This is a genomic window from Brumicola blandensis, from assembly GCF_031846165.1.
GTDB classification, from domain to species: domain Bacteria; phylum Pseudomonadota; class Gammaproteobacteria; order Enterobacterales; family Alteromonadaceae; genus Glaciecola; species Glaciecola blandensis.
Window position 1 is genome coordinate 231705 of record NZ_JAVRIE010000002.1, and the last position, 13356, is coordinate 245060.

General features: G+C 43.3%; 14 protein-coding genes. 10 read left to right on the forward strand and 4 right to left on the reverse strand.

The genetic code is table 11. The annotated features are described in order from the left end of the window. Positions 1–86 precede the first annotated feature (86 nt). Positions 87–563, forward strand: a complete 477-nt coding sequence (locus RM544_RS06275; RefSeq protein WP_311360917.1) for a DUF4174 domain-containing protein — start codon at positions 87–89, stop codon at positions 561–563. A gap of 3 nt (positions 564–566) precedes the next feature. Here RM544_RS06275 and RM544_RS06280 read toward each other — a convergent pair whose 3' ends face one another. The 3 genes from RM544_RS06280 to RM544_RS06290 form a co-directional block, all read right to left on the reverse strand. Beyond that, complete coding sequence (locus RM544_RS06280; RefSeq protein WP_311360918.1) at positions 567–1583, reverse strand: serine hydrolase domain-containing protein; 1017 nt, start codon at positions 1581–1583, stop codon at positions 567–569. Between the two features lie 245 nt (positions 1584–1828). Beyond that, on the reverse strand, positions 1829–2497 hold the full coding sequence (locus tag RM544_RS06285) for a glutathione S-transferase family protein (RefSeq protein ID WP_311360919.1): 669 nt from the start codon (positions 2495–2497) through the stop codon (positions 1829–1831). Between the two features lie 143 nt (positions 2498–2640). Further along, positions 2641–3357, reverse strand: coding sequence for a hypothetical protein (locus RM544_RS06290; protein WP_311360920.1), 717 nt, complete (start codon positions 3355–3357; stop codon positions 2641–2643). Between the two features lie 162 nt (positions 3358–3519). Here RM544_RS06290 and trxC point away from each other — a divergent pair, with 162 nt between their 5' ends. After that, entirely contained in the window at positions 3520–3954 is a 435-nt protein-coding gene (gene trxC / locus RM544_RS06295) for a thioredoxin TrxC (protein ID WP_311360921.1), read from the forward strand. Positions 3955–4038: 84 nt separating this feature from the next. Next, positions 4039–5835: a cation:proton antiporter gene (locus RM544_RS06300; protein ID WP_311360922.1), complete on the forward strand. Its 1797-nt coding sequence runs from the start codon at positions 4039–4041 to the stop codon at positions 5833–5835. Between the two features lie 18 nt (positions 5836–5853). On the opposite strand, the gene RM544_RS06305 is transcribed toward RM544_RS06300, so the two are convergent. Beyond that, positions 5854–7065 carry a flavin monoamine oxidase family protein gene (locus RM544_RS06305; protein WP_311360923.1) on the reverse strand — a complete coding sequence of 404 codons (1212 nt, stop codon included), beginning with the start codon at positions 7063–7065 and terminating at the stop codon, positions 5854–5856. Between the two features lie 92 nt (positions 7066–7157). Between RM544_RS06305 and RM544_RS06310 the strand changes: the two genes are divergently transcribed. From RM544_RS06310 to nagA, 7 genes are all read left to right on the forward strand, one after another. After that, a complete protein-coding gene (locus RM544_RS06310) occupies positions 7158–7706 on the forward strand; it encodes a TetR/AcrR family transcriptional regulator (protein WP_311360924.1) in 549 nt (182 codons plus the stop codon). A gap of 75 nt (positions 7707–7781) precedes the next feature. Next, positions 7782–8408, forward strand: a complete 627-nt coding sequence (locus RM544_RS06315) for a hypothetical protein (RefSeq protein ID WP_311360925.1) — start codon at positions 7782–7784, stop codon at positions 8406–8408. 155 nt (positions 8409–8563) lie between these two features. Next, positions 8564–9115 (forward strand): energy transducer TonB, encoded by a 552-nt coding sequence (locus tag RM544_RS06320; RefSeq protein WP_311360926.1) that lies wholly within the window; start codon positions 8564–8566, stop codon positions 9113–9115. Between the two features lie 108 nt (positions 9116–9223). Continuing rightward, positions 9224–9670: a DUF2141 domain-containing protein gene (locus RM544_RS06325; RefSeq protein ID WP_311360927.1), complete on the forward strand. Its 447-nt coding sequence runs from the start codon at positions 9224–9226 to the stop codon at positions 9668–9670. Between the two features lie 202 nt (positions 9671–9872). Then, entirely contained in the window at positions 9873–10103 is a 231-nt protein-coding gene (locus RM544_RS06330) for a FeoA family protein (protein WP_311360928.1), read from the forward strand. A 1-nt stretch (position 10104) separates the two neighbouring features. Further along, positions 10105–11922: a ferrous iron transporter B gene (gene feoB / locus RM544_RS06335; protein WP_311360929.1), complete on the forward strand. Its 1818-nt coding sequence runs from the start codon at positions 10105–10107 to the stop codon at positions 11920–11922. A gap of 180 nt (positions 11923–12102) precedes the next feature. Further along, complete coding sequence (nagA, locus tag RM544_RS06340) at positions 12103–13251, forward strand: N-acetylglucosamine-6-phosphate deacetylase (protein WP_311360930.1); 1149 nt, start codon at positions 12103–12105, stop codon at positions 13249–13251. Positions 13252–13356 lie beyond the last annotated feature (105 nt).

The window sequence follows — 13356 nt, forward strand, 5'->3', positions numbered from 1 at the left end:
TCATTCCTTTTGAATCCAGACGCTGCAATATACGTAAAAATCAGCAATATGTATTACATTCTAGTAGACCAACTTGGCCTTTTTTCATGATAAACAAAATATTTACTATTTTCAGTGGCGCTACCTGTTTAGCAGTTTTGCTGAGTGTTTTAGTGTTTAGCCCTGAAACCAAGGCGTTGAAGTCTCGAAGTCAGACCGGAACCTCTGAACTCTCATCATTGAATGAATTAAGATGGCAGTATCGCCTTCTTATAGTCAACAGTGTCAGCCATGCTCAGACCGACGAACTACTTACCGAATTAGCCTCCAAACAACTAGCCTTAGTAGACCGCAAGCTTGTCGTCTTCATTTTGCAGTCAAACAAGGTGCGCATGTGGACAGGCGGGCAGTTTGTTGGGGCGTTGGAAGACTCAATAGTGCAAGATGTTAAAGTACGGCTAGCAGATTATCATACCATTTTGATTGGTTTAGACGGTGGTGGTAAAGCCAGCTATGATGGGCTTTTACTGAATGAAGTCTTTCGCGATATCGATGGCATGCCCATGCGACGAAGGGAGCGTTAAACGTCAATTGTGTAGTATGCTCAGAAGACGTGAGTACACAATCTGGGTCAGTAAAATCCTATCGTCGCCAGTGGTGTTAGTAAACTGAATTAAGACGGTATCACTGTCTTTATGATACCGCGCGATGCTGGAGTAGCCCAGCACCCAACCCGTATGATTATATTCGTACAAGTCACGATATATTTGGTTTTCCTTTTCTGTAAACAAGCTCCCATCGTTGAGTGCTCTCAGAAATACTCCGACGTTTTGTGCACTAGCAACGTATCCTTGGTCCAAGTGTTTAAAATCCTCGTCAGAGCCGACGTAATAGCCACTCATTAGCTCTTTTTTCGGAACGTCGTGGATAGAGAAATAGGTATCTTGCAGCCCTAAGGGTAGAAGAATTTCATTTCTAATATAGTCGGTATACTCATAACCCAATGCAGAGCTCATTATGTTCTCTAGTAGCAGGTAATTAGTGTTGGAATACGCATAGTCTTCACCGGGCAAAAAGTCTGCTGGCTTGTCTAGCACTAAATCGAGAGCATCAAGTGAATTCGATGCCCAATTAAAACCTTCTTGATCAGTGAAGTTTGGAATGCCGCTGCGATGCTGCACCATCATTCGTAAGGTAATTTGGTCAGCGTTCTCGATACGTGAACTTAGCTCAGGCAGATAACTTCCAAGAGTCTTTTCTAAATCGAGTACATTGGCTGCTGCGAGTTTAGCTACCGCGCTTGCGTCGTATAGCTTAGCGATACTCGCAATCTTAAAAAGTGCGTTGCCATACGCCGGAATTTTTTGGTCTCTGTTGTGCCAACCGCTAGCATATGTGCGAGGCTCTTTATTTCCTTCATCAACATACACAATCATGCCATCCAAGCCATGCTCGGTGGCTAATTGTATTTCCTCTTCAATGGTCTCGGGTACTGGTTTGACATAGTAAAGACCATATTCCCAAGGAGCGAAAATATAGATGCTAGTTGTAGTGATAGAAAGCGCCAATACGACCTTTAGCGCTATCTTTTGCCATTTTTTCATGAAGATTGGTCTTTTCTTTCGTTTGATAACATGATGCCAGTATTGCTAAAAAGAACAATCAAAAATGTGTAATTGCATGTTGCTGATTGGGATTCCTGCCTTCGCAGGAATGACGATAACAGCAGGAATGACGATAACAGCAGGAATGACGATAACAGCAGGAATGACAATAACAGCAGGAATGACGATAACAGCAGGAATGACGATAACAGCAGGAATGACGATAACAGCAGGAATGGCGCTCGCTATTTCTGTGCGAACGCTTTTTCCAGATATGCATGAAATGCAGGCGTGGCTGCTTTCCGTTCTTCTGCTATCTTTTGTACTTCTGGAAGGGCATTTAGTTTTACCATAAGTTCCTTTGCACCAGGGGCTTCCGCCAGTAAATCAATGTCGAATAGTTTCTTGGCCACCGACGATGCTAAATCAACTGAATATAGGAAGAAGATGTCAGCAGCACTCAAGGTATTGCCCGCTAAATAGGGCTTGAAGGATGCAGCTCTCGCAAGCGATTGCATGCCATTGTACAAAGCGCGTTTAACTTCTTTTTTTGTATTTTCATGCACTGGTACACCCCAGAAAGCCTCTGTGTGGCAACGTCTAGCAGGTAACTCGATGTAAAGTTCAACCATTTTGACGAGTTCTTTCACTCTGGCTTTTTCATAGCTATCTGTTGGATAGAGAGGCTGTGTGTCGCTAAGCTCATCCAAGAACTCCATGATGACATTCGTTTCAATCAATACGCCCTGACTAGTTTGCAGTGCCGGCACTTTACCGGTTGGGCATATACTCAGATATTCGGGGCTTTGGTTTGGATATGTGGTGACTTGTTCATAATCGATGCCTTTTAAGGCCATCGCCAATTTCAGCATATTGTGATAATTGCTAACGTCGAATCCATAGAGTTTCAGCATGATGCGCTCCTAAGCAGTAGTTATTTCAAGTTCACTCGTGTTTTAGAATTGTGCTACAAAGTAACAACTTTGCAACATTCATTGAGTGATAGACGTCTATTATTTACGCTAAGAGTATGGCTTTATACTGAAACTTCCAGCCACTACTTTGGTTTGTAGGCAATTTCGATCATGGTCTTGCCTGAGTGCTTGCGGATCATCACGTGTTCGGTAGTCATATAAAAGTGATAGTCTTCCATTAAGTTGAAGCTTTCAGGGAAAGTTGGCATCAGCAAAATTTCGCCTTGAACTAACTTCTTCACTTTATAGTCAGGTAATTTCGTTTGGTAGAATGCGAGCACTTTGTCTGGCTCATCGTCACTTTCAAAGGTGGCTGCGGGCAACGCTTGTACTTTTCCTTCCAAAGTCGGCATGATAATCCCAGTGGTCATGTGCATCATGACTTTACTCTGAGGATAAATAGGAAGCGTAATAAGGTCTAGCGTACTTTCGCTTGAGCGACGCATTGCATCCATAGCCGTTTCCATTTCATCTTGGCTTGCCATTTCGACTTGTCTGTCTGACTCATCAGCACAGTGGTCGAGTTTTCTCTTATTTACACCGGTTTTCTGGCTTAGTCCCTCCATCATGCAAAACTCCATGGTCTCTTCATTGTCGAATCCATGTTTCTTTAAGCATTCTGGCATAACGATCCTAATCGCCGTTTCGAACTTATCTGCGCTAATCCCAAGACAACTCGCCGAATCTACTAGCGTACCATTGCTTTTCATTAACTCGACCATAAAGTCGACCTCAGACTCTTGTGCTAAGACCGGAGCAGCAGAAAGTGCGCCTAATAGAAGTGTGGTTTTGAGATTCATTTGTACTAAGTTACTCCGACAATTTGCGATATCATAAGCAAAATTAAATCAGCCAAGCAAGCATTTAAAACTAACTAAGGTATGTATTTGAATGTTTTTTGGCTATTAACCCGGTCTTGTTAGTTAAACCTGATTTACATAAAGATGTTTAAGGAGAGGCGTATGCATTTAGTTTGCAGCCATTGCGGCGCAATTAATCGAAGTCCAGATGATAAAGATATTAGCGCTGCGAAGTGCGGTAAATGTCAGGAACCTATCTATTCAAATAGTCCGATTGATCTTAACGATAATACTTTCTATCGTTATATCGAAAAGAATGATTTACCTGTTATTGTTGATTTTTGGGCAAGCTGGTGCGGCCCCTGTAAAGCGATGGCGCCAACATTTGAAAAAGTTGCTTCGGAATCTGACAGTATTTTGTTCGCAAAAGTGAATACTGAAAACGCACCCTCGGTTTCTGCTGATGCAGTCATCCGATCTATTCCTACTCTGATATTCTTTCATAAGGGGCGCGAGATAGACCGTATTTCTGGTGGCCTTGGTGAGATGCAGTTGAAGCAATGGATTATGCAAAGCATTTCTAAGTTGGGCGAGTAACTTAGCTAACAAATACAAGACTACTTGTTGATATTGCGTTATAACTAGCGCATTAATCTCAAATTTTCTAAAAGGTTAGGTGTTTTGGACGACCCGCTCATCCCGCTCGTTATTGTTGGTTTGCTCTCTATTGCTTGCCAATATTTTGCCTTTAAAATTCGTGTTCCTGCCATTTTACCTTTATTAATTGTGGGTATTGTTGCGGGTCCTGTTACTGGCGTTATTAATGCAGATAGCTTGTTTGGAGACCTACTGTTTCCCATCGTTTCCTTGTCGGTAGCTATTATTCTTTTTGAAGGTGCGTTAACGCTCAAAACTAGCGACCTCAGCGGTCATGGTTCTATGGTCCGAAACTTGTGCACGGTGGGCACTCTGGTGACTTTTGTGGTGGTATCGCCGGTCGCTCACTTCGCCCTTGGCATGTCGTGGGAAATGTCCTTTTTGCTCGGCGCCATTGTAACTGTTACTGGGCCGACCGTGATTGTGCCGATGTTACGCACTGTTCGTCCTAGCGCTAAGATTTCAAATATTCTTAGGTGGGAAGGGATCGTCATCGACCCAATAGGCGCACTTCTTGCGGTGCTGGTTTTTGAATATATTGTGTCAGCGCAAGATGCTGTTTCCCACACCATTTATGCCTTTGGTTTAACCGTATCTATTGGTTTTGGTATTGGGATTGCGGCAGGGTATTTCCTTGGTTTAGCCCTTCGCAACCATTGGATACCTCACTATCTTACTAATACTGCAGTGCTCACTATCATGCTAGGTGCCTTTGCTATTTCAAATGTCATGGCTCATGAATCAGGTTTATTGACCGTGACGATTATGGGTATGTGGATGGCGAATATGAAAGACGTAGATGTCGACGATATTCTGGAGTTTAAAGAGACATTGAGTGTCTTATTAATTTCAGGTTTGTTTATTCTGCTGGCGTCTAGAATTGAGCTAAATGCCATCATGAATGTAGGGTGGGGCGCTATTTTCGTTCTGCTGGCCGTTATGTTTATCGCTCGCCCTTTAGGCGTATTCTTATCCTCATTCGGCACGGGGTTAAACTGGCGTGAACTGGCTCTTCTGAGTTGGATTGCACCGAGAGGGATTGTTGCCGCTGCCGTGTCTGCACTGTTCTCCTTAAAATTAGAATCACTGGAATTTGCGCAAGCTGAAATGCTTGTGCCTATGGTCTTTTTGATTATCATCACCACGGTAGTTGCGCAAAGTCTAAGCAGCGCTAAATTAGCACAGTACTTAGGAATTCGAGCACCGGCACCTAATGGTTATCTGATTTTTGGTGGGGCTCAGTTCAGTCGTATGTTTGCGCAAGAATTAATGACTCATAATATTACCGTTTGTCTGGCAGATACCAACTGGGAAACCATTAAATTAGCCAGAATGGATGGCGTACCCACCTATTTTGGCAACCCTATGTCGGAACACGCATCTCGAATGTTAGATCTTAACGGCTTTGGTAAAGTGTTAGTCATGTCACCTTATCGTCAGTTAAACCCATTGGTGACGTATCACTTCGAGCATGAGATGGGCAAAGGCTCGGTGCTTGGTTTAAGTAATAATGAATCGCAACAGCGACCGAGTCATCAAGTTTCAGAGTCGTATAATAAAAAACTGGGTCTTTTTGCGGACGACCTCACTTACGGACGTTTAGCTGGCTACACAGCGAAAGGTGCTCAAATTAAAACAACCGGTATCACTGAAAGCTTCAGTTTTGAGGCATACAAGGAACAGTACAAAGAGCGCTGCTTACCGCTATGCGCTATCGATACAGAAGGACGACTTCAGATTTATACGACATCAAGTGAAATCAAACCTAAGCCGGGATGGAAGATCATTAGTCTTATATTGGCAGAAAAGCCAACATCATAGCGCCTAAGGCGACTTATCTTAGCGAGTCACGAGTGCTGCGATAGCACGCTGGCTCGCAACAATCGCACCCTCCATATAACCCGCGTCGATAGGCGAAAACTCACTGCACGCAAAGTATAGATTTATGGCATCGAGTTGATCTTGCCATTTACTCAAATCAATATTCGGGTGTTGAGATGCTTCAGCTTGATCTGCTGCAGTGGCTACCCATTCATCTTTAGCCCAGTCTTGGTAATGAAATTGTATACACTCACTTTTATCGATATCGAAAATCTTTATCATTTGAGCTTGGCAAGCATCAACAATTTGCTGCTCACTCAAGCCTAGCCTTTGCTTTGCAGGTAGGCCAACAAAGCCAAACAGGGCGTGCACTGATGGAGCCTCATCTGAGCTTGCATCATGTCCGGCATCATGAATTTCAACCAATGGACCAGCTTGGCTGAAAGCTTGGCCGGATAGCTTTCGTTTTCGCCAAGAAGCGCTAACAAACTCACAAGCGAACTTCGCCTGAGCTGCCATCCATGTCGGTGTTTTGCGAAGGGTCTGCTCTAAACCATCGAAAGTACTGTGGCCGTCGGCTTTGGTTTTATCCAAAAAACTGCTGACTATTGGCGCAATAATTCGCGGTGGCGCAGCAAAAATTACCTGCTTGTACTCAGATATCGCTTTAGTCTTTTGGCCGCTAGATGTCTTTTCAATCGTCAGTTCCCAACCTGCCCCTCCTACCTTTTCATTATCGGTAGCTTTGCAGTTTACTACTTTGCTGTTATTCGCTAAGTTTATTTGGCAATCGCCCACTTGTTGTTTTTGAATCGCTTTTATTAATGCGTCAATCAGAGAATAAGTACCACCCACGATTTGATACATATCAGGTGGCGCAACGCCGCTAATTTGTCGAACTGGCACGCTGGGATGTTGCTGAAACAATGCATCACCCTCGGCGAATTGGTTTTTCAGTGTCAAGCCTAATTCTGCGACAAGTGTTTGTATCTGAGATTGATGAGGAAAAATCCACGAAGGGCCCATATCAAGCAGGTAGTCAGACGCCTGTGTTTCTACGCCCATTATTCTGCCGCCCAGACTTGTCTTAGCTTCATACACATCAACAGATATATTCCGTTGCGCCAACAAATAAGCACTATACAAACCGGCTAGGCCCGCACCAATAATGGCAACGTTTGCTTGTTTATTTTTGTTTCCTATTGTTTTCTTCGACGCTTGCGTATGCATGGCTTTTTAATTCTATATCTACTGATAGGTAAACTAGTGTAAACTTGCCTGTGAGCCATAGCAAGTATGTACTAAATGAAAGGTAAGCACTGATGAACAAAAGAGAAGCACTATTAAACGCAGCAGAAACGAAGGCAAGGATCGGTGGCTACAGTAATTTTAGCTTTCGAGAATTGGCGGCAGAGGTTGGTATTAAAAGTGCAAGCGTTCACTACCACTTTCCGACTAAAGAAGACCTTGGTGCTGAACTAGCGAAGCGTTATACGGAGAATTTCTTTATTGCACTTGGTTCACCAAGCGATTTATTGAAACAAGGTAAAAAACCGATAGCGGAATACATTCGGGTTTTCAGGCATGCCTTGGAAAAAGACCAACTAATGTGTCTTTGTGGTCTATTTGGCGCTGAGTCAGATGCACTGCCTGAAAAAGTAAAGCTGAATACAAAAATCTTCTTTGAAAAGAATCTCGAGTGGCTTCAAGAAGCTGTTAAGTTGAGTGTGAGTTCTACGGAAACAATTGCTCGAAATAAAGCGCTGTTTATTCTATCATTACTAGAAGGTTCAATGATGGTAAGTAACGTCCTAAAAAGCAATGACGCTTTTGGCGCAGTTACTGAGTTCATTGGGCCTGAATTTATATAAACCTGAATCTATTGAATCTGTGTAGAGAATTCATCTCAAAAACCATTCAACAATTTACCACAAGGAAGTTTTACCATGCGTAAAGCAGTTTTAGCGGCAGCTATATTTGCCATGTTTAGTGCCCCGTCTTTTGCTCAAAATGAAAATACTACCCACTTATACTCTCCAAACGGTTGGAGCTATGGTGCTGAGTTTTCATCAGTAAGTTTCGACTCTGATACAGCGCTTCAAGAGGGTATCGAAGACAAAGCGTTATTAATCGGTTTAGGAGTTAATTATCGCTCATCTTCTTTTATCACTTCGGCTAGCTTAGATTTTATTCTCTATGATGATAACGAAGAGTTTAGCCAACTCGTCGTTGGCGACGGCTTACTAAATGATGGCGACGTTTCTGTTGAATCATCGGATGCATCGGCCATCGGTTTTACACTGGCTTCTGGATATGAGTGGAAATTTGGCGAGAACGACCGTGCATCAGCTATTCTGCAAGGCGGTTTAACGGGAGTGTTCGGCTCTGAACGCTCGATTGCGAATTGCTCAGATTGCAGTACTGAAGATATCGATATTGATGGTGGTTTCTTCATCGGTGGAAAGCTCGGATATCACATGGAAAGCTTTTCTGTTGGTTTGAGCGCGCGTCAGTACCTTGGTGGAGATGGTCTATCAAATGTATTCGGCATTACCTTCGACACGAAATTTTAAAGCCTTACTAAGTCGCAATCCAGGCTCAAAAGCTAGATAACTTAAGCTTCTGAGCCCTTTTACTTTTTGACAACCAACATTGACAGCCAAGGGTTGTTGCACTATTGTCTAACGAAGGATCGTTTATTATTTAATCAATTCACAAGGAATTTAAAGTGAAAAATTTAGCCGTCATTTTTGCACTAGGATGTGCATCAACCTTAATAGCAACACAGTCTTTAGCTGCCTATGAATCTGCGGATTCTTCATATCATGAAAATTCAATTCCTACACAGAATAAGCCTGATGCTTGGGCTTCAGTAGAGCGAGACACACTTCGCTATCCAAGCAGAGCATCGAGCAATAGTACATCTGGATGTGCAACCGTGAAGTATATTGTAACACCATCAAATGAAGTTAAAGATGTTCGCGTTGTCAAAGCAACTGATAAAGGCTTCGCTCAGGCGGCCAAAAGAGCAATCGAAAAATGGGATTTTTCAAAGGTTGATGGAGCGTTTGTTGAGACGGATACGCCAAAGCAAACTCGATTCGAATTCTGCAAAGATGTGAGCACTGAAGCTTGCTTAGTCAAACAACAGTCCTACTGTGACGGCGATGACGTCATCGCGGCAGTGCACCGTTCAATTAATCCTGCAGACATTGGTAATACTCAACAACAAAAAAGCAGGGTTAATCGAGCGATGACCTTCGAGCAGAAATTTCAGTAGATCGCCAATAGCCCAAAAGTCATAAAAAAAGAAAAGTACCTCTGGCACATTCACCAAATTTGTCGTCGCGATATTCTAATCCTGTCAACTAACAACAGGAAACGACAAATGAAAACTTTAAATACTCTTTTACAAACAACTCTTTTAGCTTCAACTCTTATTTTTGGCGCAACAACAGTTCAAGCTAGTGAGCTAGAAGTTAACTTTATCGACATTGAGCGTCCAGTTGGTCAGCTTATGGTGGCAATCTATGACTCAGAAGAAGCTTACACCAACAAAACACAACCTTTGAAATACGCTACTGTGGAGGCCGATGCTGATACCGTCACTCTTAACTTTGACGGTCTTGCTGATGGCACTTACGCATTAATGCTTATCCATGACTTAAACAGTAATGGTCAAATGGATATCAATGCGATGGGTTTACCGCAAGATGGCTATGGCTTCAGTAACAATGTTGGCATGTATGGTCTACCACCATTCGACGCTGCTTCATTTGAGGTCAGAGAGTTTGCCAGTATCGACGTGATCGTGCGTAAGCCAGTCAACCTTTAATAAATCACTTTTTAAATAACAGGTAGCGAGTGCATACTCGCTACCTTTTTTCGTTTCAATTAATACTGTTGAATACTTTTATTGAGCTGTATCAAGCTTCTGTCTGGACATTTTTTTGTTTTGCTATAAACTTAAATGTAAATAAGAACTATTCCCATTAGAGGGTGGTTCGTTTAAAAACAGTAACTGAAGTGAGACTTGAATGACCGTTTGGGACATCCCCGCTAAAAAATCTGCCGCGATTAAATTGCTCAGTGCAAGCTTGCAAGAAGATGTTGCCATGCGATTGCACGAAATGGGCTTTGCCGAAGGCGAGCTTGTGACGTGTATCAAGCGTACAGCATTTAACGGGCCTACGGTCGTACAATTAGGCGATTGTGTTTACTCATTGGAGCAAAGTATTGCAAGTCATGTGCAAGTAAGCGCGTTATAAGATGCAAAAAATCATTCTCGTCGGCAAACCGAATTCCGGCAAAAGTCTACTTTTCAATCAACTCACAGGCCTCAAGCAAAAAGTAGCTAATTTTCCAGGTGTGACTGTTGAGCTTAAAACAGGTCGCTTCGACGACTTTGAGGTGGTTGATTTCCCTGGGACATACTCTTTAAAGTCTTTATCAAAAGACGAATCTATTGCCATTGATCAACTCCAGTTAGCAATGGCAGCGCCAGAAACATCAGTGATTTTGTGTAACCTTGATGCTACGCGTATGGAGCGCTCCTTGGTGTTTGCCTTGCAGGTACAGGCAATTGCCAAGGCGAATAACAAAGCAGTCGTTTTCACATTGAATATGATTGACGAACTCATACGCTTTAACCACTTCATCGATACAGAAAAGCTCAGTGAGAAGCTTGGCAGTCCAGTGTTTGCGATTTCAGCTAGAACGCTGATAGGTATTTCTGAGTTACAACATGGTCTAACAAAAATTGCATCAACACCGCAAGACTATTTGGTGAAAGAGACTGAAATCAAGCAGCTGAATGCGATGCAAGCCAGTAAAACCTTAGCGTCAGAGTTTGCGATACAAAGTGATATTGTTTTAAAAAGACAAAACAAGATTGACAGCTTGTTGCTTAACTCTGTTTTTGGCGGAATCACCTTTCTAGTCATCATGTTCTTTTTGTTCCAGAGTATTTTCACCTGGGCCGCGCCTCTGATGGATGCAACCGAGGCCGGAATCGGCGCGCTTGCAGGATTATTTACTCGCTTTATCGGAGAGGGGGTCGCCAATGATTTTGTCGTCGATGCCATTTTCGGTGGCTTAGGTGCATTTTTAGTATTTGTGCCACAAATTATGGTACTCACGCTGATAATTGGTTTGTTGGAAGATAGTGGGTATTTAGCTCGAGCAGCCTTGATATGCCACAAGCCCTTGAGTTTGTTTGGCTTATCAGGCCGCAGCTTTATTCCCTATTTATCAGGGCATGCGTGCGCTATTCCTGCTATTTTGGCTGCTCGAACCATTGAATCTCCACGCAAACGTTTTGTAACAATGATGACCGTACCACTAATGTCATGTTCAGCACGATTACCCGTCTATGCACTATTGATTGCGGTTCTTGTGCCGGATGTTCAATATTTAGGTGGTTGGGTTAACTTGCAGGGTGCAATGTTTTTCGTGTTGTACTTTTTCGGTATTTTGACAGCGCTCGTTGTTAGCGCTGTCTTAAATAAAATGACTGCGACGTCTGAGCAACACACCGATATGCCATTTATTCTAGAATTGCCTTCCTACCGTTTGCCGCACTGGCAGCCTCTGTTTTATAGGGTGCTGAACAGTGGTGTACAGTTCATCAAACGTGCTGCGCCAATTATTTTTGTTGTCTCTCTGGTGATTTGGGTTCTCGGTTACTTTCCAAATAATGGCGATTTACAAAACTCCTACCTAGCGACAATCGGTCAATTTGTTGAGCCTATCTTCGAGCCTCTTGGTATTGATTGGCGCTATGCGGTAGCGATTTTGGTCTCTTTTTTGGCTAGAGAGGTGTTCGTAGGTGTACTTGGAACGATGTTCAGCATTGAAAATGCGGATGAAAACATAGCTGGCTTAGCGGCAAACTTGCAAGCTGATGGTCTTACCCTTGCCTCAGGGATCGCACTAATGGCATTTTATGTGATTGCTCTGCAATGCGTCGCAACGGTCGCGACGCTCAAAGCCGAAACGGGCAAAAACCGTTATGCTTGGGGTGTGTTTGTTGCTTATGGTCTGCTTGCCTATGCGGTATCTTGGACTGTTTATACATTGATTGCATAGTGTTCAAAGATCGTCCAGTATTCGAATACACAGCTACGTTAACGGAATGACGCGAATCAAACTTATTTATTTTATTGCAGGTATTTTTTGTTCATTTTACTCGTAAGCTGGGCTCAACGATGTCGTGATCGCCAATGGAACTGAGTATGGCTATTATCTTAAAGGGGCAGTAGGAATAATATGATCAGTTATTATGCACATAAATTGTTGTACGACGGGAAGTTGCAAACGCATATGCTTCTGTCCGTTGACGATGGTGTCATTTCAGCGATAAAGCACTTAAATGCGCCGCCAGATAGCAACGCATATGATATTGAACTTGCTGGGCTGGTGAGTCCAGGGTTCATTGACACTCAAGTAAACGGTGGCGGCGGCGTATTGTTTAATCATGAGCAAAGTGTGCAGGCGCTCGAAACCATGATGAACGGGCATTCTCAGTTTGGTACAACAAGCATGCTACCAACCTTGATCACCGATAGCACCCAGACTATGCAGCAAGCAGCAGATTCTATAGCGCAAGCAATTCGGCAGGGTATCAAAGGGATTGCTGGGATTCATTTTGAAGGGCCTCATCTGAGTGTCGCAAAGCGAGGCATCCATTCAGGTCAACAAGTACGCCCCTTATCAGATACCGAAATGACGATAGTCACCCGCAAAGATATAGGGAAAGTTATCTTGACCGTGGCTGCAGAGAATGTCACCTGTGACCAAATTAGAGAGCTAGTATCCGAAGGTGTGATTGTGTCACTCGGGCATTCTGCGGCAAGTCTTGAACAAGCTATTTCGGCTATTGAAGCAGGTGCGACAGGCTTTACCCACCTTTATAATGCGATGTCTGGTTTAACAGCAAGAGAGCCTGGCTTAATTGCAGCTGCACTGCTGGATGAGCGAGTGGTGTCTGGTTTGATTGTCGATATGCACCACGTCCACCCCTACAATTGCAAACTGGCACTGCATACCATCGGTGCTGAGCGTTTAATGTTAGTCACTGATGCTATGGCGCAAGTTGGCTCTGACATAGATATCTTACCGTGGCTCGATTCTACAATCACTCGTCATGGTGACAAACTGACGTTGGAAGACGGCAGCATTGCTGGCTCATGCTTGGATATGGCCTCCGCAGTACGCAATATGTTTGCACACGTTAGTCAGGACTTACCATCAATTTTAAATATGGCCAGTCATACACCAGCGCGCTTTCTTGGCTTTGATGACAGAGGCGAAATTGCAGTGGGCAAAAACGCAGATTTCGTTTTGCTCGATAATAACTTGTCTTGTGTTGCAAGTTGGATTGAAGGCGAGCAAGTGGCTGGTGAATTACAAGCTTAATAAAGCATTCTAAAATACGACTCAATGATGACTATCGTCAGGCACGCTTACTTTTGATGCACTTTTGTTCCGTGATGGTGCGTTTTTTCATTGCTTGTGATTATC

Coding starts and splice junctions, on each gene's coding strand:
- RM544_RS06275 (WP_311360917.1), top strand. CDS start 87: ATGATAAACAAAATATTTACTATTTTCAGTGGCGCTACCTGTTTAGCA.
- RM544_RS06280 (WP_311360918.1), bottom strand. CDS start 1,583: ATGAAAAAATGGCAAAAGATAGCGCTAAAGGTCGTATTGGCGCTTTCT.
- RM544_RS06285 (WP_311360919.1), bottom strand. CDS start 2,497: ATGCTGAAACTCTATGGATTCGACGTTAGCAATTATCACAATATGCTG.
- RM544_RS06290 (WP_311360920.1), bottom strand. CDS start 3,357: ATGAATCTCAAAACCACACTTCTATTAGGCGCACTTTCTGCTGCTCCG.
- trxC (WP_311360921.1), top strand. CDS start 3,520: ATGCATTTAGTTTGCAGCCATTGCGGCGCAATTAATCGAAGTCCAGAT.
- RM544_RS06305 (WP_311360923.1), bottom strand. CDS start 7,065: ATGCATACGCAAGCGTCGAAGAAAACAATAGGAAACAAAAATAAACAA.
- RM544_RS06310 (WP_311360924.1), top strand. CDS start 7,158: ATGAACAAAAGAGAAGCACTATTAAACGCAGCAGAAACGAAGGCAAGG.
- RM544_RS06315 (WP_311360925.1), top strand. CDS start 7,782: ATGCGTAAAGCAGTTTTAGCGGCAGCTATATTTGCCATGTTTAGTGCC.
- RM544_RS06325 (WP_311360927.1), top strand. CDS start 9,224: ATGAAAACTTTAAATACTCTTTTACAAACAACTCTTTTAGCTTCAACT.
- RM544_RS06330 (WP_311360928.1), top strand. CDS start 9,873: ATGACCGTTTGGGACATCCCCGCTAAAAAATCTGCCGCGATTAAATTG.
- feoB (WP_311360929.1), top strand. CDS start 10,105: ATGCAAAAAATCATTCTCGTCGGCAAACCGAATTCCGGCAAAAGTCTA.
- nagA (WP_311360930.1), top strand. CDS start 12,103: ATGATCAGTTATTATGCACATAAATTGTTGTACGACGGGAAGTTGCAA.